This is a genomic window from Nocardiopsis moroccensis (assembly GCF_055763695.1).
This window is the reverse complement of record NZ_CP199747.1, coordinates 2,463,953-2,478,775: the sequence shown is the minus strand read 5'-3', so window position 1 is coordinate 2,478,775 and position 14,823 is coordinate 2,463,953. Positions and strand designations below refer to the sequence as shown.

Here is a 14,823-nt window from a genome sequence, read left to right as displayed (position 1 = left end):
TAGGTTGGCCCGATGGGTTTCTCCTCGGTCACCGGACTGTTCCCCCTCCTGCTCGTCCTGCTGCCCGTGGTCGCTGTCCTGGTCCTGGTGGTGTCCCTGGTCCGCCTCGGCCCGGGACACGGCTGGCGCGGGGCGCTCTCCCGCGCCGTGCCCGACGTCCTGGTGGTCTTCGCCCTGGTGCCGGTGGTCGTCCTCACCCTGGTCAACCCGGGTGGCCCGCACGGCGTGGAGCTGGTCCCGTTCGCCGACATGTGGAGCACGGGGGTCAACTCGACCACCCTGTACCAGAACGGCGGACACATCGCGCTGTTCGCCCCGTTCGGAGCCCTGCTGCCCCTGGCCTTCTCCGGGGCGTTCGCGTCCTTCGCCCGGGTGGCCCTGGCAGCCGCGGGGATCGCGATCACCATCGAGATCCTCCAGTACCTGAGCGAGGACAGCTGGGTGACGTCGACCGACGACGTCATCCTCAACGTTCTCGGCGCCCTGGCCGGGGCGGCGCTGACCTGGCTCTGGTGGCGTCCCGCCGGGGGCCGGGCGGCGGCCCGGCCCGGACGGTCCTGAGGCCGCGGCGCCCCGGCGGTCCGGGTTCAGCGCACGACGTCGAAGACCTGCTTCTGGACGCCGTTGGAGTACACCGCGTGCTCGACCAGGTCCAGTTTGGTGGCGTCCTTGTCGGTGTCGCTGAACAGGCGCTTGCCCGCGCCCAGGAGCAGCGGGAAGACCAGCAGGTGGTAGCGGTCGACCAGCCCGGCGTCGGCGAGTGAACGGCCGAGCGTGGCGCTGCCGTGCACGGAGATGGGGCCGCCCTCGGTCTCCTTGAGTTCGGCGACGTCATCCAGCGTCCGCAGGACGGTGGCGGGCCAGCGCGGGTCGTCCTCGGTGAGCGTGGTGGAGACGACGTAGCGGGGCATGGCGTTGTACCCGGCGAACTCGGACATGGAGGGCCACACGGGGGAGAAGGCCTCGTAGCTGCGCCGCCCCAGCAGGAGGGCGGTGGCCTCCTCCTGTTCGCGGCCCTTGATCTCGTAGGCCGCCTCGTCCATCTCGACGGCGTTGACGGTCCAGCCGGAGTTCCGGTACCCGGGTTCCCCGCCGGGAGCCTCCATGACTCCGTCGACGGACACGAACGCGGTGACGATCAGGGTGCGCATGCTCGGTTCCTCACTGCTCGGTTGCCCTTACATCCTCTCGACGAACGGCCTGGTCCGCGTTCGACACGTCGGGAGGTTCTTTTTCGTCCGGGGGCGGTCCCGGGGCTGTGCCATGGCTCTGTGGCCGGATGCGGACAGCAGAGTTTCCTCGCAGATCAGAAGTGGGTCTGAGTACCAGTTTTTTGCGGACGAGCTCCGTGTGAACTATGTCCTGTTTGTTGTGGTCAGGGTGTTTTTGTTAAGGTCCCTTCCGGATCACGGGTGTGAGTCATCACCCAGTGGTTCCCACATCCCCTGACAACTGACTGAACGGCATCCCCCATGCGTCGCTCCATGCCCCGCGCGACGGCGGTCTCGACCGCTGCTGCTGTGGCTCTCTCGTTGCTTTTCGTGCCCCCTGCGGCTGCTGAACCCGAACCGCCGGACCCGGCCACCTCCGAGGAACAGCAGGAGCTGGACGCTCTGGCGTTGGCGGAGCAGTCCGGTGAGCGGGTGGAGATTCCGGGGCTGACCGATGAGAAGACCCAGCACTTCGCCAACCCGGACGGGTCGTTGACCGCGGAGATCTCGGCCCTGCCGGCGCGGGTGCGCGCCGAGGACGGTTGGGTCGATGTGGACACCACTCTGGTCAAGGCCGAGGACGGGTCGGTGCGTCCCAAGGCGGCGGGGATGGACATCGCCTTCTCCGGAGGCGGGGATGACGCGATGGCCCGGATCGGGATCGGTTCCAACAGCGTCTCCCTGGGGTGGGAGGGTGAGCTTCCCGAACCGGTGCTGGACGGGGATCAGGCCACCTATGCCGATGTGCTGCCGGACGTGGACCTGGTGCTGACCGCGGGGGTGGAGGGGTTCACCCAGGTGCTGGTCGTGCATACCGCCGAGGCCGCCCAGCTGCCCGAGTTGGCTGAGTTGGACCTGCCGTTGGACACCACCGGTGTGACCATGACGGCGGACGAACACGGCAACCTCGACGCGACGGGTGATGCCGGTGGGCAGAGCGTGTTCTCCGCCCAGTCACCGTCCATGTGGGACTCGGCCGGAGAGGAAGAGCGGAGCCAAAGCGAGGATCCGACAGTGGCCGCCCCTTCGGGTGCTCGCAGGGAGCTGGTGGAGACCTCGGTGGAGGTCGACCGGCTCCGTTTGGTACCCGACCAGGGCATGTTGGTGGACGAGGCCACAGAGTTCCCGGTCTACATCGACCCCTCGGTGAGTGCCAGCCGACCTAACTGGGCCTACGTCGATCGGGCTTATCCCAACCAGCCCTACTTCAACCCCTCCGACGGCAAACCAGTAGCAGTGGGGCGATACTCCGATCACACCGGCACCTTCACCCGCCGTGCGTTCTTCCAGTTCACGATGATGGGTCGCACCATGCACCCGAACACCATCATCAACTCCGTCACGTTGCGCACCGAGGTTGACTGGGCCTACAGCTGCCACAGCGACTCCTACGTCCAGTTGCAGCGGGTCAGCGCGTTCAACAGCAAGACCACCTGGAACAACCAGCCCTCCACCCGGGGCGGTGTGCTGGACACCCAGAACGTCACCGGCGGCTGGGCGACCTGTCCCTCGACCAGCGGGGTGGAGTTCGACGCCACCGACGCCTACAAGTGGGGCCTGGACAACGACGCCTCGCACATCTACCTGCGGCTCAAGGAACGCGACGAGTCCGGTATCTCCGCCTGGCGCAGGTTCGATGTGAAGGACAAGCCCCCGGTACTGGTGGTGGACTACAACCACCCTCCGCAGAAGCCGGTCACCTCCACCCTCTCCGACTCCCTGGGCGGAGTGTGCTCGACCGACGCCGACCAGCCCAGGTTGGTCAACGACACCGAGATCAGGTTGAACGCCCAGATCCGCGACCGCGACTCCTACTGGGTCGGGCAGCAGGTCAAGTCCCGGTTCGAGTGGAAGAGCGTCGAAGACGACGCCCCCGTGGGCTCAGCGGACTCGGCCTATGTGACCGTGGGCAAGTGGTCGGGCGGCAGCTACCGACCGGTCACCGCCTCCGACCTGCCAGAGAAGGAACTACTCGCCTACCGGGTCCGCGGCTACGACCGGTCCGACTGGGGGCCGTGGTCGTCCTGGTGCTACATCAAGATCGACACCACCAAACCCGACTCCGGCCCCGAGGTGACCTCGACCGACTACCCGGCCGGGGACGAGGTGCACGGATCGGTGGGCCGCTCGGGCGAGTTCACCTTCGCCAACAACGGTGTCGAGGAAGCCACCAGCTACCACTACAGCGTCAATGACGCTTCCTGCTCCACCGAGGTCGAACTCGACGAGCCCGGCCAGAGCGTGACAGTGGCGCTCACCCCGACCCGGGACGGCCCCAACCTGCTCCACGCCCGCACCGTGGACGCCTACGGCAACTCCTCCGAGTGCGGTCTGGCCTACACCTTCACCGTGGATTCCCCAGCCGAACCGGTCTCCTACTTCCCTCTGGACGAGGGGCAGGGGGAAACCGTTGTTGACCTGCGTGAGTCCGGACGTACTGCGACAGCCTCCGGGAACCTGGACTGGACCCGAGGCCGAGTCGGTTACAACGACGCGGGTTCCTACCGGATGGAGGAAACGGCGGCGGACCTTGACGGTGACACGCTCCTCACCACTGAGGGACCGGTCATTGACACCACCGAATCATTCGCGGTCTCGGCCTGGGTGTTCCTGGACGAGCTCCCTCACGGAAATGCCACCGCGGTCTCGCAGGCAGGTGAATTCCAGTCCGGTTTCCATCTGGGCTACCAGGGCTACAACGCACAGGCATGGACCTTCAAGATGGCTCCGCACGACGACGAGCCCACCGAAGGTGACTCCGGGTGGACCTATGCCTACGCGAGCGATCCGGTGGAACTCGGGGTGTGGACTCACTTGCTGGGTACCTACAGCCCCGACACCGGAGAGCTCGCACTGTACGTCGACGGGGTGGAGCAGTCTCGGGTCCAGCACCCCACGGCTTGGAACGCTGAAGGCAAGCTCACCCTCGGTGGGGGCCAGCACCGGGGAGACCTGACCTACCACTGGCCCGGCGGCATCGATGACGTTCGAGTATGGGACCGCTCGATCCTGGACGATGTGGTGCATGAGGACGACGAAGAGCACCTTGAGGTGTGGGAGCTCGCCAACCGTCCTGCGGCTTTGGAAGGACGCTGGCGCCTGGACGAAACCGAGGGAACGGTCGCGGCCGACGCCTCCGACCACGCTCTGGACGCCACCTTGGAGGCCGACCCGCTCACCGCCTGGAACCAGGCCCTGAACGAGGTCACCTTCGCCCCCGGCGTCAGCCTGAACATGGACCACAAGGAACACCTGCACACCGACGCCCCGGCGGTGCGCACCGACCGCAGCTACAGCGTCGCCGCCTGGGTCCGGTTGGACGAGGTCGGCCACAACGCGGCCGCGGTGGCCCAGAACGGCACCGACCACAGCGCCTTCTACCTCAGCTACCAGCACACCTACGACTGGGACAACTGGGTGATGAAGCTGCCGCCCGAGGACCGGGCCGGGGCCAGCGGCTGGCACCGCTCCCTGTCCGAGCACGCCCCCGAGTTCGGCAGGTGGACCCACCTGGCAGCCACCTACGACCACACCCTGGGCGAGGCCACCCTCTATGTGGACGGTGTGGCGCAAGAGCCCGTGGAGGTCCCCGACGCTTGGCACGCGAACGGCCCGGTGGTGATCGGCGCCTCCCAGTTCGAGTCGAATCTCAACGGTGAGTGGGCCGGCGACATCAGCGACGTCCACCTCTACCAGGGCGTGTTGAACGAGGCCGATATCAGCGACGTCATGTTGGGATACCTGCCCGTGTCCTGACACCCCACCAGCCCCCGCCATCCCCCGAGCCCTGTGATCTGCCCGGCAGGCGCGCACCTGCCGGGCGGGAGGAACCCCCTGTGTCTGACATCCCCCAGGCCCCCGCGACCCGTCGTCGCCGGAAACCGATCGTCTCCTTCGTCTCGCTGTTGCTGGTGACCGGACTGGTCTCGGCGCTGCCCGCCTCCGCGCTGGGATACAACACCCGCCCGGAGGTGGATCTGGGGGAGTCGGTGGACGGCCATGCCGTTACCCAGGCCGCGATCGCCGCCGACAGTGCGGTGGCCGATGCCGCGGTGTCCTCGTTGGAGGAGGCCACCTGGCCTGAGCCCGGCAGCGTGGCCTTCGATGAGCGCAACCTCGCACCGCAGGCCCGCAGCGGCGCTGCTGGGGGCGAGCCCGTGCGGGTCGAGGGCACTGACGCTGAGGAGTTCGAGGACTGGGTCTCACCGATCCCGGAGGAAGAGGAAGCAGCGGCGCCTGAGCCGGAGGCCGACGCGGGGCGGACCAGTGAACGCAGGGCACCGGCCGAACCTGGGACGGAGGAGTCCGAGGACGCCGGGGACACCGAGGCACAGGTCCCCGAAGAGGAGGCCGGGGAGTCCGACGATCCTGATCCTGGAACACCCGAGTCGGACCCACAGACGGAGGACGGCTCCGACCAGGACGTCGAGTCCGAGCGCGAACCCGAACCTGCCCCGGAACCCGAAGAAGAGGAACAGCGGGAAGAGGAGCCACAGGAGAGCAGTGCCCCGGCGGGCCCTGTGACCTCGGCCGAGGTGGAGGTGTTGGACCGCGCCGAGGCCGCCGAGCTGGGGCTGTCCGGTCTGGCCCTGCGCGTGCGCCGCACCGACGACGCCGAGGAGGCGGGTCCGGTGCGCGTTGAGGTCGACTACTCCGGATTCGCTTCCGCCTACGGGGCCGACTACGGGGCACGGCTGGACCTGGTCGCGCTCACCGAGTGCGAGGCCGAAGAAGGCTCGGGGTGCTGGTCCACCCACGAGCTGGACTCGGAGAACGACACCGAGGCCCAGGCGCTGTCTGCTCTGGCTCCGGCCACCAGCGGCGGGGTCCTTCTGACCGCTGCGGCCTCGGGGGAGAGCGAGAGGGAGTCCACCGGTGACTACACCGCTACCTCCTTGAGCCCCTCCTCCACCTGGAACGTGGGCACCCAGTCCGGCGGGTTCTCCTGGAACTACCCGGTCCAGGCCCCGAACGTCGCCGGTGGCCTGAAACCCGAGGTCAGCCTCGGCTACTCCTCCCAGTCGGTGGACGGGCGCACCTCGAGCACCAACAACCAGACCTCCTGGATCGGTGAGGGCTTCGACTACCACCCCGGCTACATCGAACGCCGTTACCAGACCTGCCAGGAGGACGACACCGAGATCCCCGACCAGTGCTGGTCGCACCACAACGCCACGTTGAACCTGGGCGGCCGTGCCACCGAGCTGGTCTACGACGACGGCGAGTGGACCCCGAAGAACGACGACGGCGCCAAGATCGAACGCCTGACCGGGGCCACCAACGGTGACGACGACGGTGAGCACTGGAAGGTCACCACCACCGACGGCACCCAGTACTACTTCGGCCTCAACCGCCTGCCCGGGCACTCCTCGGGCGACGACGAGACCAACTCGGCCTGGACCGTGCCGGTCTTCGGCAACGACTCCGGCGAACCCTGCTACGAGTCCAACCTGGACGACGCCTGGTGCGACCAGGCATGGCGGTGGAACCTCGACTACGTCGTCGACGTCCAGGGCAACGCCCTGGCCCACTACTACCAGGCCGAGACCAACAACTACGGCCTCAACTTCGAGTCCGACCCGGTCGAATACGACCGCGGCGGCTACCTCAAGCGCACCGCCTACGGGCTGCGCGACGACGACGCTCAGGCCACCGCCCCGGCCCAGGTGCTCTACACCACGGGCGAACGCTGCGTGGACACCGACTTCGGCTGCAAAGCAGCCGACCGGGACGAGGATAACGCCGAGTACTGGCCCGACACCCCACTGGACCAGGAGTGCGACGACGACTGCGCCGGCCAGCACAGCCCGACGTTCTGGACCACCAAGAAGCTGAACAAGATCACCACCCAGCTCCACGACGGCGACGCGTACGTGACGGTGGACTCCTGGGAGCTGGAGCACTCCTTCCCCGAACCGGGGGACGGCACCGACCCCGCGTTGTGGTTGGACTCCATCACCCACACCGGGCACACCGGTGGGGACAGCAAGACCAAACCGGCGATCACCTTCGCCGGCACCCCGATGCCCAACCGCATCGACTCCACCACCGACGGCCTGGCGCCGATGAACAAGTGGCGCATCACCGCCATCTACACCGAGACCGGCGCCCAGGTGGACGTGTCCTACGCGGACCCGGGCTGTGACCCCGAGGACCTGCCCGAGGCGCACGAGAACACCGGGTTGTGCTTCCCGGTCATCCGCTCCCACCGCCCGGGGGCCGATGACATCACGGACTGGTTCGCCAAGTACGTGGTCACCGACCTGGTCGAGGTTGACCTGGTCGGCGGAGCCCCGGACGTGGTCACCAGCTACGACTACGTGGGTGACGGTGCCTGGGCGTACATGGACGAGGACGGGTTCGTCGACGAGGACAAGCGGACCTGGTCCCAGTGGCGGGGCTTCGACCGGGTGATCGAGCGCAAGGGCCACCCCGACGAGACGCGCACCGAGGTCGAGCACCTGTTCTACCAGGGCATGGACGGCGACCACCAGCCCTCCGGGACCCGCACGGCGAGCGTGACCGACTCCACCGGCACCAGCGTGGACGACGACCCGGTCTTCAACGGGCAGGTCCGCGAGACCATCGTCCGCAATGGTGTCGAAGGGGAGGTGGTCTCCAAGACCATCAGCACCCCCTGGAAGAGGCGCACCGCCTCCACCTCCCACGACTGGGACCTTGAGGCACACCTGACCAACACCGAGCAGGTGGACGCCTACACCGCCCTGGCCGACGGCGGGTTCCGCCAGACCCGCACGGTCAACACCTTCGACGAGTTCGGCATGGTCACCTCGGTCCACGACCAGGGCGATGTGGACGAAGCGGGTGACGACTGGTGCACCACCACCACCTACGCCCGTAACACCGACCTGCACCTGCTCACCCCCGTGGCCCGGGAACAGAAGGTGACCGCGGCCTGCGGGGAGGACGCCTCCTACCCCGGCGACGTCGTCAAGGACGAGCGCACCCTCTTCGACGGGGGCGACTTCGGCGACGCGCCGACCAAGGCCCGGCCGACCGAGACACAGCGGGTCGCTGACTACGACGGCGCCACCCCCGTCTACCAGACCCTCACCCGGACCACTTTCGACACCTACGGGCGCGCTCTGGAGATGACCGACGCCGAGGGCAACACCACGGTCACCGACTACACCTCCGACGTCGCAGGCGGCCCCGACACCGAGGTGAGTACCACCAACGCCCTGGGCCACACCAGCACGGTCGAATACGACGAACGCTCCCAGCCGGTGGCCGAGATCGACGCCAACGGCAACCGCAGCGAGATGGCCTACGACCCCCTGGGCCGGATGACCGAGGTGTGGCTGGCCGACCGGCCCCGCGACCGCGACTTCTCCCCCTCGATGCGGTTCGAGTACCACCTGTCCAAGGACGAACCCACCGTCGTGGTCACCCACGCGCTCAACGCCTCCGGTGACTACACCACCAGTCACAAGATCCTCGACGGGATGCTCCGCGAGCGTCAGAGCCAGGCCCCGGCCCCGGGCGGCGGGCGCGTGCTCACCGACACCTTCTACGACAGCCGCGGCAACGCCATCATCTCCCGGGAGCCCTACTTCAACGAGGGCGACCCTGGTGGGGAGCTGTTCGAGGTGGCCAACCACGACGAGGTTCCCCGCTGGACCCGTACCGTCCACGACGGTGCGGGCCGGGTCACCGATGCCGTCCAGATGGCCCGCGGGGTGGAGCAGCACCGCACCAGTACCCAACACCAGGGCGATCGCACCCTGGTGAGCGAGCCTGAGGGCGGCACCGGTACCACCGCCATCACCGATGCCCGCGGCAACACCGTGGAGCTGCGCAAGCACCATGGCCCCGCAGCCGAGGGCGAGTTCGACTCGACCTTCTACACCTACACCGCCCGCGCCGAACTGGAGACGGTCACCGACCCGGGCGGCAACACCTGGACCTACGACTACGACCTGCGTGGTCGAAAGGTCAGCGAGAGCGACCCCGACACCGGGGTGAGCGAGATGGTCTACGACGACCTGGACCGCCTGGTGGAGACCACTGACGCACGCGGCCAGACCCTGCAGACCGTCTACGACGAGCTGGGACGTCAGGTCGAGCTGCGTGATGGCGACGGAGACCTGCGGGCCGAATGGACCTTTGACAGCGTGGCCATCGGCCAACCCGCCGCCTCCACCCGTTACCAGGACGGACAGGCCTACACCACCCGAGTCCTGGGCTACGACCCGGTCAACCGGCCCCGCGCCCACCAGATCTCCATCCCCTCCAGCGAGGGAGAGCTCGCGGGCAACTACCTGTTCCGGACCCTCTACTACCCCGACGGCAGCGTGCAAGCCACGGACATGCCCGCAGCCGGAGGGCTACGCGCCGAACCGGTCAAGTACGGCTATGACGACCTGGGCAACCCCACCACGCTCTCGGGGTCGGACCACATCGTCACCGAGACCGTCTACTCCAAGATCGGCAACCTCGTCCAACGCGAGTTCCACCTCGGGTCCCTGGGCGCCAACCGCACCTGGCAGAGCTTCGACTTCGACGAGAAGACCAACCGGCTCGACATGGCCAGCGTCGTCCCGCAGTTGGGCGAGGGTTCGCTCTCGACCCAGACCTACGACTACGACGACCGGGGTAACCTGCTGTCCATCAACGATGAGCCCACCGACACCGAGCGCGCGTCCGACGTGCAGTGCTTCGACTACGACCACCTGCGCCGCCTGAACCAGGTCTGGACCCCCGATGCGACGGGGGAGGAGGCCTGTGCGGCCCAGCCGCAGGTGAGCGAGCTGGGCGGGGCGGCCCCGTACTGGCACGAGTTCACCTATGACGAGGTCGGCAACCGGGTTCAGGAGGTCCAGCACGGTCCCGGTGGGGGTATCACCCGCGACTACACCAGCCCAGAGGATGGTGAGGGGCCGGCGCACGCCGTCACCCAGGTCGCGGAGTCCGGCAGCTCGGGTAACAGCACCCATTCCTACGACTACGACCAGGCCGGGAACATGATCTCTCGGGCTGATGGTGAGCATGACCAGACCCTGGAATGGGGCCCTGAGGGTGAGCTGACCAAGGTCACGGGCGATCTGTCCACGACCGAGTACGTCTACGACGCCGATGGCGAACGTCTCTTGCGCCGCGCCAACGGTGCGACCACCCTGTACCTGCCCGGGATGGAGGTGACCTGGGACGAACCCGCGGGAACCGAGGAAGCGACCCGGTACTTCTCCCATGCGGGGGAGACGGTGGCGGTGCGGGAGAACGATGGTTCCCTGCACTGGACGATGCCGGATCACCATGGCACCGGTCAGATGAGTGTCGCCGCGGTGGGAGATGAGGTCACCCAACGGCGGATGACGGTGTTCGGCCAGGAGCGTGGCACCACGGGGACGTGGCCGGGCGAGCGCGGGTTCGTGGACGGCATGATCGATGCCTCCACTGGGCTGACCCAACTCGGAGCCCGAGCCTATGATGCTGATCTGGGCCGGTTCATCTCCGTGGATCCGTTGATGGACCTGGTCGACGCGCAATCGATGAACGGATACGCCTACGCCAACAACAGTCCGGCGACCTATTGGGATGGTTCGGGTCTCTCCGCTTGTACGCCTGCGGATGGGGTCTGCTTGACCCCTGGAGGCGGGGCGACCGTTGTTTGGTCGGACGGGAAAGGGACCGGCGGCCAGCAGAATTGGAACTACAGCAGTAGTAGCGGATGGAAGCAGACATCAGGAGTGAAGTACCGTCCGGCTTCGGGTGGTGCTCACCAGACGAACCACTACAATTCCTCCAGCGGATGGAGTGGGTGGAGTACGGTCAAGTCGGCCCCCAAAGAAAATCCTTTTGCGGGCGTAAGCGTAACCGTTTCGACAGAAGACCAGGCCCTAAACGAATCCAACTGGTTTCAGGAGCGATACTCAAACCAGGGAGATGGCCCGCACTGGGGAAATATTCTTGGTGACGCTGGTCTAGCTCTCGGTGTCGTTGGGATGGTTGCCTGCCCAGTTTGTGCCGCTGTTGGTGCAGGTCTTTCTATGGCCTCAGGGGCGTGGCACTTTAGTCAGGGTAATACTGGGGCAGGAATTTGGGGCCTCCTTGGTGGGGTGCCAATTGTAGGCGCGGCGGGCGTGCGTGTCGTATCTTCGGTTAGAGGTGTTAGGGCGCAAAGGTCATGGTGGTCTAATATTACTACGAATAACGGAGTTATTCGAAATAGACAGCGCGCCCACCAGTGGGCGGATAGGCAGCTGGTTTCCGCTGAACAATCGATCTCCAGGGCGTCGGATTCTTTTAATTCTGCTCTATCACATGTTGGTACCCACATCACCATTGGGGGTGTCGCATACAATGAAGCGAACGCATTTCGCTAAAAAACTAGCTCTCGCCCTGGCTGATTTTGGACTTAGGTGGGAATATGGGCTTGAGTCATAGTGTATGGATCCGGTTCCTGCTGAGTTTTTTTGGACTCCGTTGGGTTGGGGTTTTTCGGGTGGGGGCCGCCGCTACGGCTGCTCTTGTTCCGTCCTCACGTAGTTTTTTTGCTGATGTTCGGGAGATGAGAATAGAAGCCAGGTCGGGTGATCTTGATGCTGAAGAGGTAGGGCACTTGTGTGCCCTTGACGGAATTGCTTCCGCGGCATATGGAATATTTTTCTCTTTGGCCTCAATGTCAATCCACTTTCTATTGTTTGAAGTGTTTTATTTTCCTGGTTCGGAGGTGTACAAGACATTTTTTTGGGTTGTTCTCGCTGCTCTTCTTGCCACTGTGGCGGTTGAGTCTTTGGAGTATTTGAGGGTTTACGCAACGACATGGATTAAAGGCGAAGGGGTGGTCGTCCGGCTTGTTGGTCATAGAGTTTATTTGCTTCTTTATGTTGGTTCCTTCCTTCTTATCTCTCTGGTTTTCAGTTCATGGTTTTCTAGATGATGGAAATAATTTTATTTAAGAGATCATCTTAAAAGCCATCGGCATGACTGGTAAGGTGCTTGTAGCAGGTGCAGGCGATGTCGAGCATGGCCAGAAAGTTCGGGGCTTTGGGCTTCCCAAGGCCCCGGAGTTCTCAAGGTTCAGCTCCATGCAGGCTGGCCTGGGATGATGCTGTGGGGTTCGAGGACCTTGACTGGGCCGGTGTGGCTCTGCGCTCTGACGCGAGATTCTTCCACTCCGCGGCGGTCAGCGCCTGACGGACGATATCGTCAAATCCCCCAGTACGACCGGGGTGGCCCCGGTACGGGTGCGGCGGGCATCCTCTTTGGAGGTCAGGTCCCGCACGTAATACACCCGGTTCTCCGCCGCCCGAGGACCACGGACATGAACGGCCAACTTCGCAGGTCAAACCTGGTGAGCGTCCAGGTTGGGGGCGGCGAAGGCCATCTCGCGGCTGCCCTCTTCCTTGTCGTGCGGGCGGCGGTGGCACTCGATGTGCACCATTTGGCACGCCCCGGGGATGCCAGCCCACCCGCTGCAGTGACTTTGAGAAAGTGGTGTTCCTTCCTCCTATGGGCGTGGGTGGGCTCCTCGGCGTGGGCTGGTGGGCTGACCGGAAATGTTGCTGGTGTGAGCCAGGGGGTCTCCTCCCCAGTGACGCTTCTATGTCAAGCGGCGGGCTGAAGAGAGACAACAGCCCGCCGCTTGACATAGAAGCGTCACCGCAAGAAGGGCCCGGTCCGGCGAACCCTTGTGGCCACCGCACTAGGTTGCGCCAGTCGGCCTTGATGTCTTCGTTGCTGCTGCCGACGGAGTAGCTGGACGGCGCTGTTTCCGGAGGAAGGGGTACCCCGGATATGGCGCGGGGGTACCCGTTCGCGTCAGCGCTGGAGAGTGGTCAGGAGATTGGCCCACTCGGTGCTCTGGAAGGCGAGGTGTCCGTGCTCGCGGTGTTTGGTGTCGCGGACCAGGACGCGTTGGCCTTCCGCGACCTCCACGCAGTTCCCTTGGCCTCCGGTGTACGAGGAGACGTGCCACGTGAGCGGTGCGGGGTCTTCAAAGGACTTCATGTCACCATCCATCTTGTCTGCGGTGCTGCTAGTTGATGCGCTGAATCGCATCCTTGATGAGGCCTTCTGTCTCGGGCAGCGATGCCGCGTCCTGCCACAGGCTGTCGAAGATACGGCTGTGCAGGGAGATCTCGTCTTCCGCTTCGAGGTAGAGGGCGCCCCCGGAGTACTCGACATAGGCCAGGGCGTAGTCCTTGTTGACCACGGTGTAGTCGAGTAGGACGAACGCACCGTAACTGGCCGCGTGAGCGCCTGAGGCGAAGGGCAGCACCCTGACGTTGAGGTTGTCCCGCCGGCTCATCGCCAGGAGGTACTCCATCTGTTCACGGTGTGTGTCGGGGCCGCCCACCTGGCGGTGCAGGGCTGACTCGTTGATGACCGCCAGAAGGGCCGCGGGGTCGTCTCCGGTCAGTTTCTCCTGTCTGCGCTGACGAAGGCTCACCGCGTCCTGAACCTGCTTCTCGACTGAGGGGACCTGGACGTCCTTCTCGACGAGTGCTCGGGAGTATTCAGGGGTTTGCAGGATGCCGGGGACCAGCTCCGGTTCATAGGTGCGGATCTTGTGCGCGGCGCTCTCCACGCCGACGAACAGACTGAACCAGTCGGGGAGCGCCGACTTGTAGCGCTGCCACCAGCCCGGCTGCTTCGCGGCATAGGCCAGGTCGGCGAAAGATTCGATCAGATCCGAGGGGACTCCGTAGTGAGTCATGAGGAGCCTGGCGTCACCTGGGGAGACGGTGGTTTCTCCGCGCTCCACGCGAGACAGCGTGGCCTTGCTGAAACCGGCCACGGCGGCTGCTTCCGCGGAGGAGCGTTTGCCCCTGGCTTCCTTGAGGAAGTTGGCCAGGCCGAGCCTCGCCACCATCGGGCTTCCGACTGACACCGAAGTCCACCTCTCGACACGGACGCATGACCTCATCAGTCTCGCGCATCCAGTGAGCGGCGACAACTTTCTGCAAATCTCCTTGTGAGATTTTCACTATGAGGCTTGCAGTTCGTGCGGTCTCAGGGCACTATCGAAGCTAGCAGGGAGTAACGAGGTGCATACCGAAGTTGCGGAAACCTGTGCTGTGCCTGGCTGGGCGTGGCGTTGATCTGGGTGCTTCGTGTTCTTGGAGGGCGTTGTGAGTGGTGGTCGGATACCTGGGCCTCGGCGGCCTGGTGGTGGGGTGGGGTGGTCGTCCGCGGCGTGGTGCTACCTGGGTGGGACCTGCGCCGATGTGGCGCGGGCCCGTGCGTGGTTCGTGCGGGATCGGCGGCTCCAGGGCGGGCGCGGGTCCTGGGTGGAGCTGGTCGGCAGCGAGCTCGCGACGAACGCCGTGCGGCACACGGCGAGCAGTGAGAAGTGCGGGCGGATGGGGCTCTCGTTGGAGTTCCTGGGGGAGCGGACCGTGCTGTTGGGGGTGCTGGACCAGGGGCCCAGGTTCGGCGGGCCGGTGTTGGTGCCGCAGGTGGTGGACCGTCAGCCCGGGGAGCTGAACCCGGGCGGGCGTGGGCTGTGGCTGGTGGACCGGATCGCGGACTTCTGGTGGTGGGAGGGACAACGCGGCCAGCCGTTGTTCCTGCGGGCGATCATCCGTCTGGACCGGGAGCCGGACCTGGGCGAGATCGGCCTGGACCTGGCCAGCTGAGGGCACGG

The 14,823-nt window shown here is 65.7% G+C and carries 8 protein-coding genes; 5 read left to right on the top strand and 3 right to left on the bottom strand.

The annotated features are described in order from the left end of the window. The first annotated feature begins 12 nt into the window (after positions 1-12). Positions 13-561: a VanZ family protein gene (locus ACUKCB_RS11030; protein WP_473040420.1), complete on the top strand. Its 549-nt coding sequence runs from the start codon at positions 13-15 to the stop codon at positions 559-561. A 26-nt stretch (positions 562-587) separates the two neighbouring features. Here ACUKCB_RS11030 and ACUKCB_RS11025 read toward each other — a convergent pair whose 3' ends face one another. Further along, entirely contained in the window at positions 588-1,151 is a 564-nt protein-coding gene (locus ACUKCB_RS11025) for a dihydrofolate reductase family protein (protein ID WP_473040419.1), read from the bottom strand. 333 nt (positions 1,152-1,484) lie between these two features. Between ACUKCB_RS11025 and ACUKCB_RS11020 the strand changes: the two genes are divergently transcribed. From ACUKCB_RS11020 to ACUKCB_RS11010, 3 genes are all read left to right on the top strand, one after another. Next, the gene (locus ACUKCB_RS11020) at positions 1,485-4,967 is read left to right on the top strand and encodes a LamG-like jellyroll fold domain-containing protein (protein WP_473040418.1); all 3,483 of its coding nucleotides are present in this window, start codon (positions 1,485-1,487) and stop codon (positions 4,965-4,967) included. An 80-nt stretch (positions 4,968-5,047) separates the two neighbouring features. After that, on the top strand, positions 5,048-11,557 hold the full coding sequence (locus ACUKCB_RS11015) for an RHS repeat domain-containing protein (protein WP_473040417.1): 6,510 nt from the start codon (positions 5,048-5,050) through the stop codon (positions 11,555-11,557). Between the two features lie 185 nt (positions 11,558-11,742). Continuing rightward, positions 11,743-12,114: a hypothetical protein gene (locus ACUKCB_RS11010; protein ID WP_473040416.1), complete on the top strand. Its 372-nt coding sequence runs from the start codon at positions 11,743-11,745 to the stop codon at positions 12,112-12,114. Between the two features lie 881 nt (positions 12,115-12,995). Here ACUKCB_RS11010 and ACUKCB_RS11005 read toward each other — a convergent pair. Further along, a complete protein-coding gene (locus tag ACUKCB_RS11005; RefSeq protein WP_452543706.1) occupies positions 12,996-13,184 on the bottom strand; it encodes a DUF397 domain-containing protein in 189 nt (62 codons plus the stop codon). A gap of 28 nt (positions 13,185-13,212) precedes the next feature. Continuing rightward, complete coding sequence (locus ACUKCB_RS11000; RefSeq protein WP_473040415.1) at positions 13,213-14,067, bottom strand: helix-turn-helix domain-containing protein; 855 nt, start codon at positions 14,065-14,067, stop codon at positions 13,213-13,215. Positions 14,068-14,353: 286 nt separating this feature from the next. Here ACUKCB_RS11000 and ACUKCB_RS10995 point away from each other — a divergent pair, with 286 nt between their 5' ends. After that, positions 14,354-14,815, top strand: a complete 462-nt coding sequence (locus ACUKCB_RS10995; protein WP_473040408.1) for an ATP-binding protein — start codon at positions 14,354-14,356, stop codon at positions 14,813-14,815. Positions 14,816-14,823 lie beyond the last annotated feature (8 nt).